This is a genomic window from Agrobacterium sp. LAD9 (genome assembly GCF_003031125.1).
Lineage (GTDB): Bacteria > Pseudomonadota > Alphaproteobacteria > Rhizobiales > Rhizobiaceae > Agrobacterium > Agrobacterium radiobacter.
This window is the reverse complement of sequence record NZ_PHGS01000011.1, coordinates 45,892-62,957: the sequence shown is the minus strand read 5'-3', so window position 1 is coordinate 62,957 and position 17,066 is coordinate 45,892. Positions and strand designations below refer to the sequence as shown.

The following is a 17,066-nucleotide window of genomic DNA, read 5'->3' as shown; positions in this document are numbered from 1 at the left end:
CGCGAGGTTGGATGCTATGACCGCTGACAATGTGACATCCCTGGGCCAGGCACCAACGTCCTTTTTCCGCCGCCGGAGCTTTCGGCGGTGGAGCGGCCTGCCGTTTCAGGTCCTCGGTCGTATTGGCTCGGGTATACTCGTTCTGTGGGCGGCGGTGACGCTGAGCTTTATCAGCATACAGCTTGCGCCGGGTGACATTGTCAGCCTGCTGATCGGTGAACAGATACGCACACCCGAAGTCGAGGCGGCAATCCGTGCGGAGTGGGGGCTGGATCGGTCTATCCCAGACCAGTACCTTGCCTATCTCACGCGACTGCTGCACGGCGATTTCGGGCGTTCCTATATTCTGCAGACCGATATATCGGGCCTCGTGGCAACGCAGATGCTGCCGACGCTGAAGCTAACCGCTGCCGCACTTGCGGTAGCCATCATCTTCGCTGTCGCCAGCGCCATCCTCACCGCCGGCAAACCCATATCCCGCAGCATTGCCAGCGGTCTCGAACTGACGCTGATTTCCACGCCGACATTCTGGCTGGGCATCCTGCTGCTCTACGTTTTTTCGTTCACGTTCAAGATTTTCCCCGTCTCCGGCGACCGAGACCTGTCGGCACTGGTGCTGCCGGCCCTGTCGTTGGGCCTGTCGCTTGGGGCCGTACTCGGACAAGTGCTGCGCGAAGGTCTGGAGCGGGCGCTCGAGGAACCCTTTGCGCTGACGGTTCGCAGCTGGGGGGCAAGCGATCTTGTCCTCAGGCTGCGTCACGGCTTGCGCCATGCCGCGCTGCCGACGGTGACGCTGGCCGGCTGGCTGGTCGGCAATCTTTTGTCCGGCGCCGTCATCACGGAAGCGGTGTTCGGGCGACCGGGCCTCGGCCGGATCACGGTGGATGCCGTTCTTGCGCATGACATGCCGGTGGTGCTGGCAGTCGCTATCCTGTCTGCGCTCATCTACGTGGTGATGAGCACGCTCGTGGATATTCTTTATCTGTTGCTCGATCCCAGATTGCGCAATGAGGGCGGGAGGAGCAAGCCATGAGCATTTCCTTTGATGCCCCATTGTCTGCGACTGGTCGTCTACGGCAGATCGCGTCGACATTGCTTGCGAGGCCAAGCCTGACGCTCGCGTCACTGTTTCTGCTTTTGGTGGCAACAGCGACCTTGTGGCCGCAATTTGTCACGGCCGCCAATCCCCTTTTGGCCGATCCCTTGCAGGCGCAGTTGCCGCCCTCCGCCGAGCACTGGTTCGGAACCGATCATCTGGGCCGCGATGTCTTTTCGCGCGTGATTTACGGCGCACGTTATTCGATCCTGATCGGTGTCAGCGCCATTGCCATCGCCGCGCTGGCCGGTTCCTTTCTCGGGCTTATTGCAGGTCTCGCTCGTGGCGCGGTCGACGAACTCATCTCGCGGTTTCTCGATGTCGTATCGTCGTTCCCCGATCTGCTTCTGGCGCTGGTGCTGATCTCGTTTACTGGACCAGGAACGGTCAACCTGATCTTCGCGCTCGGTGTCGCCTCGGTGCCGCGCTTTGCACGTGTCGTGCGCGCACAGACCTTCGTCATCGCCAGAAGCGGTTATGTGGAGCAGGCGAAAACCTTCGGCCTCGGGCGCCTCACGCTGGTCACCCGGCACATCCTGCCGCATGCGATTGCACAGGTGCCCATTCTGGCAACGATCGGCCTCGGCTCGACCATCATTCAGGCTGCAGGCTTGAGTTTTCTCGGCATGGGTCCGCAACCGCCGACGCCCGAATGGGGCGCCATGCTGGCGGAAGCGCGCAACTATCTGCGCGTGGCGTGGTGGATCGGCGTCTGGCCGGGTGTCGCCATCACACTGACAGTCATCGCCATCAGCATTCTTGGAAAACGCTGGCAGCTCGCATTCGAAGGCAGGAGGCAGGCATGACGCCGCTTATCGACGTGCGCAACCTGAAGATCGGTTTTCCGCGTGGGACCGCCGACAATACAGTCGTGCACGGCATCGATCTTACCATTCACCGCGGCGAGACCGTCGCGCTTGTCGGAGAATCCGGTTCGGGAAAATCGGTCACGGCCCGTTCGTTGATCGGGCTTGCTGGCAATGCCGCCAGTGTAACTGCCGACAAATTTGAAATAGCGGGTGAGAATGTTCTTGGCCTTCGCGAAGGCGGCTGGCGTCGTCTTCGTGGGCAAGAGATAGGTTTCGTTCTGCAGGATGCGCTGGTCTCGCTCGATCCACTCCGCCGGATTTCGCAACAGCTTTCGGACGCGGCTGGCCGCCGGAAACTGTTCACCCGTTCGCCGCAGGGTTTTGATAGCCACGCGTTACTGCAATCGGTCGGTATTCCTGATCCCGACCGGCGGTTGCGTCAATATCCGCATCAGCTTTCCGGCGGACTGCGGCAGCGCGCGTTGATCGCCACCGCGATCGCCCGTAATCCATCATTGCTGATTGCCGACGAGCCGACCACGGCGCTTGATGCGACGGTGCAAAAGCAGATCCTCGACCTGCTGGCCGAACGTCGAAAAGCCGGGCACACCCTGTTGTTGATCAGTCATGATCTGGCGGTGGTCTCACGTCTTGCCGACCGCGTTCTCGTCATGAACGAAGGCCGCATCGTAGAGGAAGGGCCAACTGAAGAGCTGCTGCGCAGGCCGCAGCATCCCTATACGCGCCAGCTTCTCGACGCGGTGCCATCGGCCGGATCGAAAGGCTTTCGCTTGTCAGCACCTGCGCCACGAACGGTCGATGAGGAAGCAAATGTCGCGTTGCCGGTCTCACAACGGGTGCCGCTGCCGCCGAAAACCGTCCATGCGGGCAAGCACGTCCTTTCAGTCCGCAATCTCGTCAAACATTACGGCGGTCCGGAAAACGCGCCTGTTGTCAACGATGTATCCTTCGATCTTTGCGCCGGTGAGGCGCTCGGCATCGCGGGCGAGTCCGGCTCCGGGAAGACCACTGTCGCCAAAATGGTTCTGGGGCTTGTCGAACCCGATGAAGGCACGGTCGTCATCGAGGGCCAGCCATGGAGCAATGTGGCGGAAAGCTTGCGCAGATCCCGCCGCAGCACCATGCAGCTGATCGCTCAGGATGCCTTCAGTTCCTTCGATCCGCGTTATACGGTCGAGAAGATTGTCGGCGAGAGCCTTGACGTTACCGGCCTTTACGGCGCCGAACGTCGCGACCGCGTGCTTGAGGTTCTCGAAGCCGTGCGGTTGGGGGGCGAATTTCTGACCCGTTATCCCCGGGAGCTTTCGGGCGGGCAGCGCCAGCGCGTTGCCATCGCCCGGGCGTTCGCCCCACGCCCGCGCCTCCTGATCGCCGATGAGCCGGTGAGCGCACTGGATGTTTCGGTTCAGGCGCAGGTTCTCGATCTCCTGGCGGAACTCCAGGCGGCATCCGGCACTTCGTTGCTGTTCATCTCCCACGATCTCGGTGTCGTGCGTCACCTAACGGACCGCGTGCTGGTGATGAAGGACGGCCGGATCGTCGAAAGCGGCGATGTCGACCAGGTATTCTCCGCTCCCCGGCACGGTTACACCCGAACGTTGATCGACGCCGTTCCCGCGCTTGCATGAAACCCGCCGGATGGCAGCCATCCGGTATGAAAATACGAGACAGCATTCTCTGAGGAGGAACCGATCATGGCACTTACCCGCCCCCGACGTCTGAAAACGCTCACCGGTGCCGGCAATGTTATCGCCGCATCGAACGATCCCACGGCAACGACCGGCATCAAACGCGCCGTTGAACTGGCAAAAAAGGCTGAAGCCGAAAAGATCACCGGGTTGTTCACCGCCGATCTTCTCCACATTGATCCCGCCGGTCTTGCCGGTACGGCCGGCATTCAGGAGCCGATCGTGACGCTTGCGGCGCTGAGCCAGGCGACGTCGCGGATTGGTTTGATCGCAACGATTTCCACCACGTTCCATCACCCTTATAATCTCGCGCGCCAGATCGGCACGCTGGACCACCTTAGCGGCGGTCGTGCGGGCTGGAATGCGGTGACCTCTTCGGTCGGCGAGGAGAATTTCGGTGAGCAATTGCCAAGCCCGGAAGAACGCTATGAGCGCGCGGCGGAGTTCATCGAAGTCGTCAACGCCCTCTATGATGCCAATGAAAGGGATGCGGCCCAGCGCAAATCCTCCGGCGCAGTCGGAGTGGATCCCGCCAAATTTCACCCCATCGACTATAAGGGGAGGTATTTCAACGTGCAGGGGCCGCTGAATGTGCCGCCGCTGCCGCAGGGTAGGGCGGTGCTGTTTCAGGCCGGCCAATCGGACGCGGGTGTCACCGTCGGCGCACGTTACGCCGAGGTTGTCTACACGTCGCAGCCGCGTTTCGAAGATGCGGTCGCATTCGCCACCGAACTGCGCCGCCGGGCAATAGGTTTCGGCCGTGCCGGTGGCTTGCCCCTGATCATGAATTCTTTCCACGCGGTCATTGGCGAGTCCGATGCCGATGTTGCCCGTCGATTGAAGGAAAAACACGAGCGCATCGACTACGAGCAAGGCCGCCTGAAGCTGGCCGATATGCTGGGCGGTGATCTCGAGCTATCCGACCTGCCGCTCGACCAGCCTCTGCCGGATACGTTGCTGCCGGAAGTAACAAGCATCAACCGCCGTCGCGGCCGGGTGGAAGTCTTCCGTCGATACGCCAAAGAGGGGCTGTCACTGCGCGAGCTGATTATCCAGGCGCAGGAAACAGGACATTGGTCCGTGGCGGGCACGCCTGAGAAACTTGTCGACGCAATCGAAGAGCGATATCGGGCGGGAATTCTCGACGTGCTTTCCCTTCACGGGTTTGGCAATCCGGAGCAGGAGGATTTGCTAGTCAACGGGCTTTTGCCGGAACTGCGCCGCCGCGCAATAGTCGATACGGACTACATCGGTGACGACTTCCGCACCAATCTGCAACTACCCGTACTGGCGGACTCGGACAATCTCATCGGGTCTCGGACCGCTTAGGGTCCTGTCGATCAAGATGGCTGCTCCTTTTGTCAACAGAGCCCAATCAATCCGATCCGACGGCTGAAAAATTTTCCGCATCGGCTCGCATTTGGAAAATCCTGTCTGTTGGCGGCAAATTCCATATTTTATTTATAGATTATATCTATTTTGGGGACGCACATGACAGAAGATATTTCCTCTTCCGGGTTTAATCGCCGCAACCTCCTGAAACTGGCGGCGGTTGCTGCTGCAGCCGTTGGCACGCAGGCGGTTTCCGGTTCGCAGGCTTTCGCCGAACAGGAGCTTTCCCTGAAGGGCAAGCGCATCGGCATCAGCGCCACCGGTACGGATCATTTTTTCGATCTGCAGGCCTATAATGCCCAGATCGAGGAAGTGAAGCGCCTCGGCGGCGAACCGATCGCGGTTGACGCAAGCCGCAATGACGGCAAACTGGTGTCGCAGCTCCAGACGCTGATCGCCCAGAAACCGGATGCGATCGTGCAGCTTCTGGGCACCTTGAGCGTCATCGATCCCTGGCTGAAAAAGGCGCGTGATGCGGGCATCCCCGTCTTCACCATCGATGTCGGCTCGACCAATTCACTGAACAACGCCACCTCGGACAATTGGGGCATCGGCAAGGATCTGGCGTTGCAGCTCGTTTCCGATATCGGCGGCGAAGGCAATATCGTTGTGTTCAACGGTTTTTACGGCGTGACGCCCTGCGCCATCCGTTATGACCAGCTTGTCAACGTCACGAAGTATTTCCCCAAGGTGAAGATCATCCAGCCGGAACTGCGGGACGTCATTCCGAACACCGTTCAGGACGCCTTTACGCAGATCACCGCAATTTTGAGCAAATATCCGGAAAAGGACTCGATCAAGGCGATCTGGTCGGCGTGGGATATTCCGCAGCTCGGTGCAACACAGGCGCTGGTCGCGGCGGGCCGCACGGAAATCAAGACCTATGGTGTTGATGGTAGCCCTGAAGTTCTTCAGCTTGTCGCCGACGCCAATTCTCCCGCTGCGGCCGATGTCGCCCAGCAGCCTGCCGAACTCGGTAGAACGGCCATCCGCAATGTCGCACGTTATCTGGCGGGCGAAACCTTGCCGCGTGAAACATATGTTCCTGCCCTTCTCGCAAACAAGGTGAATGTCGGTGAGGTCTCCAAGAAGCTCGGCATCGGTTGAGGCACTGGCCTGCATGGCGCGGTGGGGTTGCTCCGCGTCTGTCGGGATTTGGCCCAGGAATCTGAATCGCCTTGCATGGAGCGTTTGCCGTGGCTGTCGCAACATATCCGGATCATCCAGTCGAGTCCCGTGAGACGGACGACATCATTCGTCTGCGCGATATTACCAAGTCCTTCAGCGGCGCTCAGGCACTCTCCGGTGCATCGCTTGCCGTGCGTCGTGGTACCGTTCACGGTCTCGTTGGCCAGAATGGCGCCGGCAAATCGACCCTCATCAAGCTGCTGGCCGGTTTGTACGGGGCGGATGGCGGTTCGATCGAGATCGACGGAAAATCCCATGATCGGTTGACGCCGCATCTCGTGGAAAAGCTCGGTATTCATTTCATCCATCAGGATCGGTTGCTGGTGCCGACATTCACGGTCGGCGAAGCGCTGTTTCTGGCGCGTGAACCACGTATCAGGGGAACGCCGTTTCTCGACCGCCCTCTGATGCGCGGCAGCGCCGCAGAGGTTTTAGAGCGCTACTTCGGTGTGCGCCTGCCGAACTCGGCGCTGATTTCCGATCTTTCGGCGGCGGAAAAACAGATCATCCAGATCACGCGCGCGCTGCTCGACAATCCCAAGGTGCTGGTGTTCGACGAACCCACTGCAGCCCTCGTGCGGCGTGAGGTGGAGCTGCTGTTTGCGCTCATCCGCCGGCTGCGAGAGGATGGCGTAACTGTCATCTATATCTCGCACTATCTCAGCGAGATCGTCGATATCTGTGACAAGGTGACGGTTCTGCGCAATGGTCGGGATGTGGCGACCCTTTCTGTTCCCGAGACATCGGCAGCTGAAATCGGCGCGTTGATGGTCAATCGTGAGATCGCCGAGTTTTACCCCAAGCCCGAGATCGTTCCGGGCGCAAATCTCCTTTCCGTAAAGGCTCTTTCGCTTGCCGACAGATATTCGGATGTCAGCTTCACCTTAAGAAAAGGTGAGGTACTCGGCCTCGCCGGATTGGTCGGTTCGGGCGCAAAGGAAGTCATCCGCACCCTTTTCGGGCTTGAGACGGCCTCGTCCGGAACCATAGAAGCGGGCGGCGGGACGATATCGGCCGCCAGCCCGGCATATGCGACGGCGCAGCGTCTCGCACTCGTTCCCGAGGATCGCCGCCGCGATGGCGTCGCGCTCGATCTCACCGTTGCTGAAAATACCACCCTTGCCAGTCTCGGGCGCTTTTCCCGTCTTGGATTCCTCAGGAAAACAGACGAACGGCGGCAGACGGACGATCTGATCAAGCGGTTGCAGATAAAAACGGAAGGGCCGGATGCGCTGGTAAGAACCCTCTCCGGCGGCAACCAGCAGAAGGTCGCAATCGCCAAATGGCTGAGCCGTCAATCGGAAATCTATCTTCTCGATGAACCATCGGTCGGGGTCGATATTGCCGCCAAGGTCGAGATTTATACGCTGATCGGCGAACTCGCGGCGCGTGGTGCCGGCGTCATCGTCCTTTCCTCCGATATCGAGGAGCTTCTGGGCATAACGGATCGGGTCCTGGTGTTCTTCCGCGGACAAATCACACGCGAATTCATCTCGAAAGACACACAGCAGGAACAAATTCTATCGGAGGTCACAGGTGTTTCGGACGCCAATACTCACAGTCGCTGACGCCGCGTCCACCGCGCCTCACGATTTGAATTTCCCGCAGCAAGCGCCCTTTCGGTTTTCACGCGACAGCAATATTCGTCGAAGGCTTGCCACCGGTGCCCTGCGCGGCGGCGCGCTTGCGGTCTTTATCGCGGTTTTTGCCTTTTTTTCGCTAGCGGCGCCATTTTTCCTGTCGGTAGGCAATATCGGTAACGTGCTGGCGCAATCGGCCATTGGCGGCGTTCTCGCCATCGGGCTGACGATCGTTGTCATTGCCGGCGGTTCCAACGTGGTGACCGGCGGCATCGATCTGTCGCTGGCGGCAAATATGGGGCTGAGCGCTGCGGTTTACGCAACCCTGACCCAGGCCGGATATGGCGATGCCGCAGCCGCTGCGGGAGCGCTGGGAACTGGCGCTGCAATCGGCGCCGTGAATGCGCTCGCCGTCACGATGGTCGGCATCGTGCCGCTTCTGGCGACGCTGGCCGTGATGAATGTCGTGGCCGGGCTCGAACTGGTTCTGACGCAGAATACCGTGATCCCGGCCTCCACCGATTTCCTCTCGGCGCTCTCCGCCAGCGGCCCCGCCGGAATACCGGTACTGGCCTATGTGCTCATCTTTTTTGCCGGGCTGGTGGCAGCGGTGGTGCAATATACGCCTTTGGGGCTGCGTCTTTATGCTGTGGGTGAATTTCCTGAAGCGGCGCGGGCTGCCGGGCTGCCGGTAAAATCCTTTGTGGCTGGCGCATTCGTGACGAGCGGTCTGTTTGGCGGCTTCGCAGGAATATTATCCGTATCCTATCTCAGCGGCAGCACCACCGGGTCGGGTGAAATGCTGTTGCCCGTGGTGGTCACTGCGCTTCTCGGCGCCGTCTTTTCACGCCGTCTGGTGCCGACGGTAACCGGCACGCTGCTGTCGGTTCTCTTCGTCGGTTTTCTGGTCAACGGCTTTCAGCTTCTCAACATTTCCAGCACGCTGGTGAGCGGTGTTCAGGGTCTGCTGATCCTGCTCGTCGTGTCGGCCACGACCCTTTTACGTCGGGAGAACCGGTAAGATGTCGTCTGTCGCGACCACTCCGCGTGATAAAACCACGATCATCCCGATCCTGCGGGCCGCGGGGCGCTTTGCGCTGCCATCGGCGCTGCTGATCGTTTTTGCCCTGTTCGCAACGCTTGCGCCCGGATTTCTGACCGCGACGAACCTCATCAGCGTGCTGGTCAATAATTTCGTCTTGCTGGCGATTGTTTCCATCGCCATGACCTTCGTTGTGGCCTCGGGCGGAATCGATCTTTCGGTCGGTGCCGCCATCGATTTTGCAAGTCTTGCCTTTGTGTCGCTGGTCCTTGCCGGGCAGCCAGTGGCAATAGCCGCGCTGGCGGGTATTTCTGCTGGTGCGCTGGTTGGCGTCTTTAACGCCATTCTCATCGCGGGCATCGGCATTTCGCCGTTCCTCGCCACGCTTGGAACCCTGTTCGTTGGCCGCAGCATTCAGCAATTGCTGACCAATGGTGGCAATCCTGTCTATCTGCCTCCCGCCGGCGTGCCGGAGACCTTTCGGTTTCTCGGCCATGGACACCTCTTCGGTGTCTCTGTTTCACTGGTTGTCGCGTTTGCTGTCGTCGTCGCTGCCTGGATCATTCTGTCTGGAACGCGCTTTGGTCGCGTCGTCGTTTCCTCCGGAATCCAGGCCAGTGTCGTCCGCTATTCGGGCATCCGGCTTTCCGGTCATGTGGCGGCGGTCTATGTTCTGGCGGCGGCTGTTGCCGCCATTGCGGGACTCATCATCACCTCGACGGTTACTGTTTACATTCCATCATCCGGCAACGCCTTTCTGCTGAATGCGATTGGCGCAACCTTCATCGGCACGACACTTGATCCAAGGGGCCGGCCGAATGTGCCCGGCAGTGTTCTCGGCGTTCTGCTGCTCAGCATCGTCGCCAACGGTCTTCTGCTGTCTGGCCTGAATTTCTACTGGCAGCAGGTCGGCACGGGCCTGTTGATCTTCCTCGTGCTCGCCATCGGCTTTGCTAATCGCAAGGCGACCGCACATGCATGAATCGCCCCGTAAGGGGCGGCGCGCAAGATAAAGTCTTGGGATCGCAGGTGGTGTGGAACGGCTTGGGCGATGGGTCGTTTTATACCGCAGCGCTCTTTGGCACCGCGTTGGCCGCTTCTGCCTCTTCCCGTTTGATTGCTTCAATGTCGCGATAGCGGTTGGCCGGATGATTGGCTGCCAGGTAGTCGCCATCGCCGAAGAGCTTTTCCCGGAGTGTTCCGGGCTTATACGCGATCGGATAGACGCCGCGTTTCTGGAGTTCCGGTACGATATAACCGACAACATCCTCGAAACTGTCTGGTGTCACCGCATAGGCAAGGTTGAAGCCGTCGACATCCGTATCGTCCACCCATTCCTGCAGAATATCGGCGATGCGGGAAGGGGAGCCGACAAAAACCGGCCCCATGCCGCCGATGCCGCCGAATTTCGCCAGTTCGTCGATCGTCCAGGATTTATCGCTGCCGGCTATGTGCTCGACGAAAGAATGGATCGCATTGGTTTCGACCTTCCTGACCTGATCTGTCGGTGCATACTGGCCAAAATCGATACCGCTCCAGCCGGACATGAAGACCAGCGAGCCGTCATAGGAGACATAATCCCGGTATTCCTCGAACTTCTTTTGCGCCTTTTCTTCCGTCTCGTCGGTGATGATGGTGACCAGCGTGTAGATGTATACCTTTTTGGGATCGCGCCCGGCTTCGGCGACGCGGCGGCGGGTTTCCGCGACGTGCTGTTTGAGAACCGATCTGGTCGGGGCAGCCACGAAAATGCACTCCGCATGTTCGGCGGCAAAGGCCTTGCCGGGGCCTGAAGCGCCCGCCTGATAGAGAACGGGGGTGCGTTGCGGAGAGGGCTCGCTCAGGTGATAACCCGGCACCTCGAAATATTTGCCCTTGTGGCCGATCTCGTGAACCTTGGCGGGATCGGTGAAGATGCGCCGGTCACGGTCGCGCAGCACCGCGCCTTCTTCCCAGCTTCCCTCGAAAAGCTTGTAGAGCACTTCGATATATTCGGCGGCGACTTCGTAGCGGTTATCGTGACGGCGCAGGCCGCCCTGGCCGATATTCTTCGCACCGCTTTCCAGATAGGAGGTCACGATATTCCAGCCGATCCTGCCTTTGGAGTGGTGATCGGCGGTCGAGAGCCGGCGCGCAAATGTGTAGGGATGTTCGAACGAGGTGGAAGCCGTAATGCCGATGCCCAGATGTTCCGTCGCCAGCGCAATGGGGGCGGCAAGCTGCAGCGGATCATTGACCGGTATCTGCGCCGCCTGATGAAGGGCGTGATAATTCGACCCCTTATAGACATCGTAATAGCCTATGACGTCGGCGATGAAGATGCCGTCGAACACGCCACGTTCCAGCGTTCGGGCCAGATCCTGCCAATAGTCGAGATCCTTGTATTTCCAGGATTTATCGCGTGGATGCGCCCAAAGCCCGGGCGACTGGTGGCCAACGCAATTCATGTCGAAGGCATTGAAGCGGATGGTCTTGCTCATGCTGAACTCCCAGATATGTCGCAGCCGAGAATAAAGAGTGCAGCAAGCGGGTGATAGTTTCATGATGTTCTTTATAGACTAACCAGAGGAATAAAATTGCGTGTCGGCCGGGACGGGCAGCAGCCTCATCCCCGCACCTCCCGGAGAGCAAAATGTGTACGGGAACGAAACCGATGCCGCATGACAGGCGTGGCAGATGAATTTTCCCCGCTGCGCGCCAAAATTGGAACTTCAGCAGGCTACTAAAACGACAAATGCTGTAGATTTTCTCCGTGGGCCAAAGAACCGGTGGGATCACACGAGTTGAAATGTCAGTAAACGGAAAGAGTGCCATCGTCGCCATTATTGGTGGTGGATTTAGTGGGGCGGCGCTTGCTGCCCATCTCCATCGCGCCGTTGAAGGGCGGGAGGTGAGGATCATCGTCTTCGAACCGAGGGCTAAGCTCGGCTCGGGGCTTGCCTATTCCACGCCGGAACCTGCCAACCGGATCAACGTGCCGGCCGGGCGCATGACGCTTTATCCCGACGATCCGGATAGTTTTGTCCGTTATCTCGCGAGAACCAATGTGCTGGCGGGTGATGTGGACGCAGTTTTACCGGACGGGCAGGCTTATCCTCAGCGCCGTGTCTTCGGCGCCTATGTCGCCGCCGAGATCGCTCCGTTGCTGGAAGCGGGTATCGTCGAACACAAGCGCAGCCGCGTGGAGCATGTGGCCCGCCACGGTGATGGCTGGCAAGTGCATACCGCAGATGGCGACAGTCACTTCGCGCATATCGTGGTGGTGGCGACAAGCCACCCCCCGCCGGCTCTTCCACGCGCGCTGGAAACGCTTGCCAGCCATCCGAAGCTGGTGGCTGACGTGAATGCAGACGCCGCACTGGACAATATCGCGGCGGGTGACCGCATTCTGATTGTTGGCAATGGCCTGACGGCGGCCGATGCGTTTGCTGCGCTGAAGCGGCGCGGCCATCATGGGTCGGTCGTTTCGCTGTCGCGCCGGGGTTTGCGGTCGCGTGGTCATCCGGCCGTGCCGCAGGAGCCCTATGGGGACTTCATCGATCCGCCGTCGAGACGCGCATCGGAATTATTGCGGCGGATTCGTGTGGCTTTGCGAGAGGCGCAAGCCGGTGGCGTGAGCTGGCATGGCGTTCTGGATGCCGTCCGCCTGCAGGGGCGGGATATATGGCGGAATCTCCCCCTTCACGAACGGCGCAGGGTTGTGCATTGGCTGCGTCCCTTCTGGGATGCGCATCGCTTCAGGGTTGCGCCGCAGGTGGAGACGCTGCTGGATGCGGCCGTCATTGCCGGCCAGTTGCAGATCGTCGCCGGTTCGCTTGTCTCCGCACGGCTTGGCCAAAGCGGTTCGCTGCATATCGATCTCAGATATCGTGGTGAAAAGGATGTCACGCCGATTGACGTCGATGCGGTGATCGTCACGACTGGCCCGGCCCATGGTGGAATACTGAAATCGCAAGTCTTTCTTGCCAGTCTGGAGGTGGCGGGTCTGCTGACCCTCTGCCCCACCGGGCTCGGAATTCGCTGCGACGAGCAATCACGCGCCGTTGGCCAACAGGGCCAGACAATCGAAACATTGCTGATCGGCGGTCCGCTGGCGCGCGGAACCTTCGGAGAATTGATGGGGCTGCCTCAGGTCACGGAACATGCGGTCTATGTGGCGCATGAGATAGCGCGCAGCCTTGCATCGATTGTGGTGAACCCTCGGCCGACCCCGGCGCAATCAGTCCCTGGGTAGATATTTCACTCTCTACTCGCTCAATGCATCTTTTATTTTTTCTTGATTACAGAGAAAAACCTTTCCTTTTTTAGAGCATAAAAAACATAGAATTACTGTTCAGTGCTGTGCCTTGTGCGATGCTCACGCCATCATTCACCGTGTTTGCGAGGCGTCCCATGGGCACGATTTCCGAGACCAAGATCGACTACAGTGTTCATCCGCGCGTCAATTCCGTTGATCCGATTTCGCCGCGGCCGCGCCCTGTGACGCCCGCGCATATCGTTTCCTCGGACGCGGAAGCGATAGAAATCGCGCAGCGGCTGGCGGAGAAATTCAGGGTCGGTGCGGCGTTGCGGGATCGCGAAGGTCTTTTGCCGATCGACGAACTGGATGAATATTCCCAGAGCGGTCTCTGGAGCATCAATGTTCCCAAGGCCTATGGCGGGCCGGAAGTATCATACGCCACGCTTGCCAGGGTCATCGCAACGATTGCGGCAGCCGATCCCGCCATTGCTCAAATCACCCAGAACCATCTGGCAATTGTCGCCACTGTCGAACTGGACGGCACGGAAGACCAGAAGAAGCTGTTTTTCGGCTGGGCGCTTCAGGGCATTCGTTATGGCAACGCCTTTTCCGAACTGAAAAGCAAGACCGTCGCCGATTTCGAGACGAAAGTGGTCCATGAGGGCGATAGTGTCGTCGTCAATGGCGAGAAGTTTTACACGACCGGTGCGCTTCTCGCGCATATCGTGCCGATTGTTGCGCTTGATGAGACGGGGCAGGGACACCTCGTTTTCGCCGACCGCGACGCTGCGGGTCTGACGGTGACCAACAACTGGTCGAGCTTTGGCCAGCGCACCACGGCATCGGGATCGGTGAAGATCGAAAACGTTCGTGTGCCGAAGGAGAGGGCGGTGAAGGTGACGTCCTTCGATCACCCCACCATTGGTGGCCCGGTCTCGCAGATCATCCAGTCGGCAATCGATGTGGGCATCGCGCGGGGAACGATCGATGACACCATCGCTTTCATCAACAAACACAGCCGTCCGTGGCTGGACAGCGGCAAGCAGACGGCGGGCGAAGACCTCTTCACCATTGCCGCCATCGGCGATCTGAAAATCCGCCTGCACGCGGCTGAAGCGCTTCTCGAAATTGCCGGTCACAGCATCGATGCTGCAAAGCGGAACACGACGCTCGAAACCGTTTCGGAAGCGACGATCAGGACCGGGGAATCGAAGGTTCTGACCACTGAAATTGCCATTCTGGCAACCAACAAGCTCTTTGAACTTGCCGGTACCCGTTCGACGCTTGCCGAGCACGGGCTTGATCGGCACTGGCGAAACGCCCGCGTCCACACGCTGCACGATCCGGTGCGATGGAAATATTTCCATGTCGGAAATTATTATCTGAACGGCGCGTATCCCCCGCGCCATGCCTGGAATTGAGGCCGTTTCGATGACAACGACTGACCGGAAGCTGCATCGCGAGGCCGCTTTGACGCCGGGAAAGCCCGCGCCGCATATCCCGCCGCGCCGGACGAAGGCCCATATAATAAAGGACGATGCCGAGGCCATTGCCGTGGCCGAAGAACTGGCGCGCGTCTTTGCCGCCGGGGCCGCCGAACGTGACCGGGAGCGGCGACTGCCGCTCGCCGAGATCGAGCGTTTCTCGCAAAGCGGGTTGTGGGCCATCACCGTACCGAAAGATTATGGCGGTGCCGGCGTTTCGGCCGTAACGTTGGCGGAAGTGACCGCGATCATTTCCGCCGCCGATGGCAGCATCGGGCAAATTCCGCAAAACCACTTCTACATGGTGGAGGCGTTGCGGCTTGCGGGCAGCGAAGAACAGAAGCGGCATTATTTCCAGCGCATCCTCGAAGGAGACCGGCTGGGCAATGCCTTCACCGAAATCGGCACAAAAACCCCCGTTGACTACAAGACGCATTTTGCCGAGCGGGACGGCGGGCTGCTGCTGAATGGACAGAAGTTCTATTCCACCGGCTCTCTTTTTGCCCATATCATCGTTGTTGTCGCCAAGGGACCGGACGAACGGGTGAACATCGTCTTTATCGACCGCGCGACGGCTGGCCTTTCTCTTGTTGACGACTGGACGTCCTTCGGCCAACGCACGACCGGCAGCGGCACTGTCACCTTCGATGATGTCGAAATCGCACCGTTTCAGGTGGTGGATCACGACGTCGTTTTCGAGCGGCCGACGCCCATGGGGCCTTTTGCGCAGATCATCCATGCCGCGGTTCAGGTTGGCATTGCACGCGGAGCCCTGGCGGAGACGATCTCCTATGTTCGAGCCCATGCCCGTCCGTTTTTCGAACTAAGCATCGAGCACGGTTACGAAGACCCGCATACCATCCACGCCGTCGGAGACGTTTCCATCCGCGTGCATGCGGCGGACGCGCTTCTCGCAAGAGCCGGCCGTATTCTTGATATTGCGAGTGCGGCAGCGGACGAAAAAACAGTGGCAGCAGCCTCGATCGCTGTGGCAGAGGTGAAGTCACTCGGCACCGAAGTCGCGCAACTTGCTTCAACGAAACTCATCGAACTCGGTGGCGCGCGCTCCACGCTGGAGAGCTACGGGCTCGACCGCTACTGGCGCAATGCCCGGACACATTCGCTGCATGATCCCGTCCGCTGGAAATATCACCATATCGGCAATTTTTATCTGAACGGCGCGTTGCCGCCGCGACACGGAGCCATCTAGCGTCCGGTTTCAAATCACAAATCTCCCATCCGAGCCGGCGATCATTGATCGCCGGACGGCCACTCAACGCCATCAGGAAACAGCGACCATGACGTATCATCCAGAACCCAACCGTTACGAAGACGCCACCTTCCGCCGTGTGGGGCGCAGCGGCCTGAAACTGCCGGCAATTTCCTTTGGTCTCTGGCACAATTTCGGCGATACGACGCCACTGGAGACGCAGCGCTCCATTCTTTTCAAGGCCTTCGATCTTGGTATCACGCATTTCGACCTCGCCAATAATTACGGTCCGCCGGCTGGCAGCGCGGAAGTGAATTTCGGCCACATTCTGAAGCAGGATTTCGCCAGTTATCGTGATGAGCTCATCATTTCCACCAAGGCCGGATGGGACATGTGGCCCGGGCCCTATGGACGTGGCGGCGGCTCCAAAAAGGCATTGCTCTCCAGCCTTGATCAAAGCTTGACGCGGCTGGGACTGGATTATGTCGATATTTTTTACTCCCATCGTTTTGATGCGGACACGCCGCTCGAGGAAACCGCCGATGCGCTGGCGCAGGCCGTCCGTCAGGGCAAGGCGCTCTATGTTGGCGTGTCGTCTTATTCCGGCGCGAAGACGCGTGAAATCGCGACCCTTTTGAAAGAGCGCGGTGTGCCGCTTCTCATCAACCAGCCCGCCTATAATCTTTTCAATCGCTGGGCCGAAAAAGACCTGCTGGACGCGACCGACGAGGTGGGCGCGGGCGTGATCGCCTTCACGCCGCTGGCACAGGGGTTGCTGACCAACAAATATCTTGATGGTGTGCCGCAGGATGCGCGCGTCAACCGTCCGGGCGGGGATTTCCTGAAGCCGGAACATCTGAAGCAGGAAAATATCGAGCGGGCTCGTGCACTGAACGAAATTGCCAAAAATCGCGGTCAGTCGCTGGCGCAGCTGGCAATTGCCTGGGTCCTGCGCGACAAGCGCGTCACCTCGGCGCTGATCGGTGCAAGCTCGGCCAGACAGGTGGAGGAAAACGTTGCGGCGCTCAAGAACCCGTATTTCACGGCGGCAGAACTGGCCGAAATCGACCGTCACGCTGTCGAAGGTGGCATCAACCTCTGGGAAAAACCGTCTCACGACGAAGCGGTCTGATTTACGCCTCTCAGCATAACCGTAATCGCCCGGATATCTCTGGGCGATTTTTTTGTAGATGGATCGGTCTGCTAAGCCGTGTTGACAAAGTGGATTCCCAAATCTGCTCAGACGTGGTTCAACGCTGCTTTTTGGGAGTCAGTGTTGGCGCGAGGCGATTTGAGCGACGAAGAGGGGCATATTG

13 protein-coding genes are annotated in these 17,066 nt (G+C 59.4%); 12 read left to right on the top strand and 1 reads right to left on the bottom strand.

The features are described from left to right. The first annotated feature begins 16 nt into the window (after window positions 1-16). The 8 genes from DA915_RS13235 (at window position 17) to DA915_RS13200 (ending at window position 9,798) form a co-directional block, all read left to right on the top strand. Window positions 17-1,033, top strand: coding sequence for an ABC transporter permease (locus DA915_RS13235; protein ID WP_107676070.1), 1,017 nt, complete (start codon window positions 17-19; stop codon window positions 1,031-1,033). Continuing rightward, window positions 1,030-1,902 (top strand): ABC transporter permease, encoded by an 873-nt coding sequence (locus tag DA915_RS13230; protein ID WP_192886485.1) that lies wholly within the window; start codon window positions 1,030-1,032, stop codon window positions 1,900-1,902. Before DA915_RS13235 ends, DA915_RS13230 begins: the two co-directional genes overlap by 4 nt. Further along, window positions 1,899-3,554, top strand: coding sequence for an ABC transporter ATP-binding protein (locus tag DA915_RS13225; RefSeq protein WP_107676069.1), 1,656 nt, complete (start codon window positions 1,899-1,901; stop codon window positions 3,552-3,554). The genes DA915_RS13230 and DA915_RS13225 overlap by 4 nt, the downstream gene beginning before the upstream one ends. 66 nt (window positions 3,555-3,620) lie before the next feature. Next, window positions 3,621-4,943 (top strand): NtaA/DmoA family FMN-dependent monooxygenase, encoded by a 1,323-nt coding sequence (locus tag DA915_RS13220; protein WP_107676068.1) that lies wholly within the window; start codon window positions 3,621-3,623, stop codon window positions 4,941-4,943. Between the two features lie 162 nt (window positions 4,944-5,105). Continuing rightward, on the top strand, window positions 5,106-6,113 hold the full coding sequence (locus DA915_RS13215) for a sugar ABC transporter substrate-binding protein (protein ID WP_107676091.1): 1,008 nt from the start codon (window positions 5,106-5,108) through the stop codon (window positions 6,111-6,113). 89 nt (window positions 6,114-6,202) lie between these two features. After that, complete coding sequence (locus DA915_RS13210) at window positions 6,203-7,762, top strand: sugar ABC transporter ATP-binding protein (RefSeq protein WP_107676067.1); 1,560 nt, start codon at window positions 6,203-6,205, stop codon at window positions 7,760-7,762. Between the two features lie 25 nt (window positions 7,763-7,787). Then, window positions 7,788-8,795, top strand: coding sequence for an ABC transporter permease (locus DA915_RS13205; RefSeq protein WP_244600709.1), 1,008 nt, complete (start codon window positions 7,788-7,790; stop codon window positions 8,793-8,795). A gap of 1 nt (window position 8,796) precedes the next feature. Then, on the top strand, window positions 8,797-9,798 hold the full coding sequence (locus tag DA915_RS13200; RefSeq protein ID WP_107676065.1) for an ABC transporter permease: 1,002 nt from the start codon (window positions 8,797-8,799) through the stop codon (window positions 9,796-9,798). Window positions 9,799-9,877: 79 nt separating this feature from the next. On the opposite strand, the gene DA915_RS13195 is transcribed toward DA915_RS13200, so the two are convergent. Continuing rightward, complete coding sequence (locus DA915_RS13195) at window positions 9,878-11,296, bottom strand: LLM class flavin-dependent oxidoreductase (RefSeq protein ID WP_107676064.1); 1,419 nt, start codon at window positions 11,294-11,296, stop codon at window positions 9,878-9,880. Between the two features lie 308 nt (window positions 11,297-11,604). On the opposite strand from DA915_RS13195, the gene DA915_RS13190 reads away from it, so the two are divergent. From DA915_RS13190 to mgrA, 4 genes are all read left to right on the top strand, one after another. Beyond that, a complete protein-coding gene (locus DA915_RS13190) occupies window positions 11,605-13,050 on the top strand; it encodes an FAD/NAD(P)-binding protein (RefSeq protein WP_107676063.1) in 1,446 nt (481 codons plus the stop codon). Between the two features lie 158 nt (window positions 13,051-13,208). Continuing rightward, on the top strand, window positions 13,209-14,477 hold the full coding sequence (locus tag DA915_RS13185) for an SfnB family sulfur acquisition oxidoreductase (protein WP_107676062.1): 1,269 nt from the start codon (window positions 13,209-13,211) through the stop codon (window positions 14,475-14,477). Between the two features lie 10 nt (window positions 14,478-14,487). Continuing rightward, window positions 14,488-15,750, top strand: a complete 1,263-nt coding sequence (locus tag DA915_RS13180) for an SfnB family sulfur acquisition oxidoreductase (RefSeq protein ID WP_107676090.1) — start codon at window positions 14,488-14,490, stop codon at window positions 15,748-15,750. Window positions 15,751-15,838: 88 nt separating this feature from the next. Continuing rightward, on the top strand, window positions 15,839-16,882 hold the full coding sequence (mgrA, locus tag DA915_RS13175; protein ID WP_107676061.1) for an L-glyceraldehyde 3-phosphate reductase: 1,044 nt from the start codon (window positions 15,839-15,841) through the stop codon (window positions 16,880-16,882). Window positions 16,883-17,066 lie beyond the last annotated feature (184 nt).

Bases quoted from the DNA above. Each gene is read 5' to 3' on its own strand.
- DA915_RS13235 (WP_107676070.1), top strand. From the start codon at position 17: ATGACCGCTGACAATGTGACATCCCTGGGCCAGGCACCAACGTCCTTT.
- DA915_RS13230 (WP_192886485.1), top strand. From the start codon at position 1,030: ATGAGCATTTCCTTTGATGCCCCATTGTCTGCGACTGGTCGTCTACGG.
- DA915_RS13225 (WP_107676069.1), top strand. From the start codon at position 1,899: ATGACGCCGCTTATCGACGTGCGCAACCTGAAGATCGGTTTTCCGCGT.
- DA915_RS13220 (WP_107676068.1), top strand. From the start codon at position 3,621: ATGGCACTTACCCGCCCCCGACGTCTGAAAACGCTCACCGGTGCCGGC.
- DA915_RS13215 (WP_107676091.1), top strand. From the start codon at position 5,106: ATGACAGAAGATATTTCCTCTTCCGGGTTTAATCGCCGCAACCTCCTG.
- DA915_RS13200 (WP_107676065.1), top strand. From the start codon at position 8,797: ATGTCGTCTGTCGCGACCACTCCGCGTGATAAAACCACGATCATCCCG.
- DA915_RS13195 (WP_107676064.1), bottom strand. From the start codon at position 11,296: ATGAGCAAGACCATCCGCTTCAATGCCTTCGACATGAATTGCGTTGGC.
- DA915_RS13190 (WP_107676063.1), top strand. From the start codon at position 11,605: ATGTCAGTAAACGGAAAGAGTGCCATCGTCGCCATTATTGGTGGTGGA.
- DA915_RS13185 (WP_107676062.1), top strand. From the start codon at position 13,209: ATGGGCACGATTTCCGAGACCAAGATCGACTACAGTGTTCATCCGCGC.
- DA915_RS13180 (WP_107676090.1), top strand. From the start codon at position 14,488: ATGACAACGACTGACCGGAAGCTGCATCGCGAGGCCGCTTTGACGCCG.
- mgrA (WP_107676061.1), top strand. From the start codon at position 15,839: ATGACGTATCATCCAGAACCCAACCGTTACGAAGACGCCACCTTCCGC.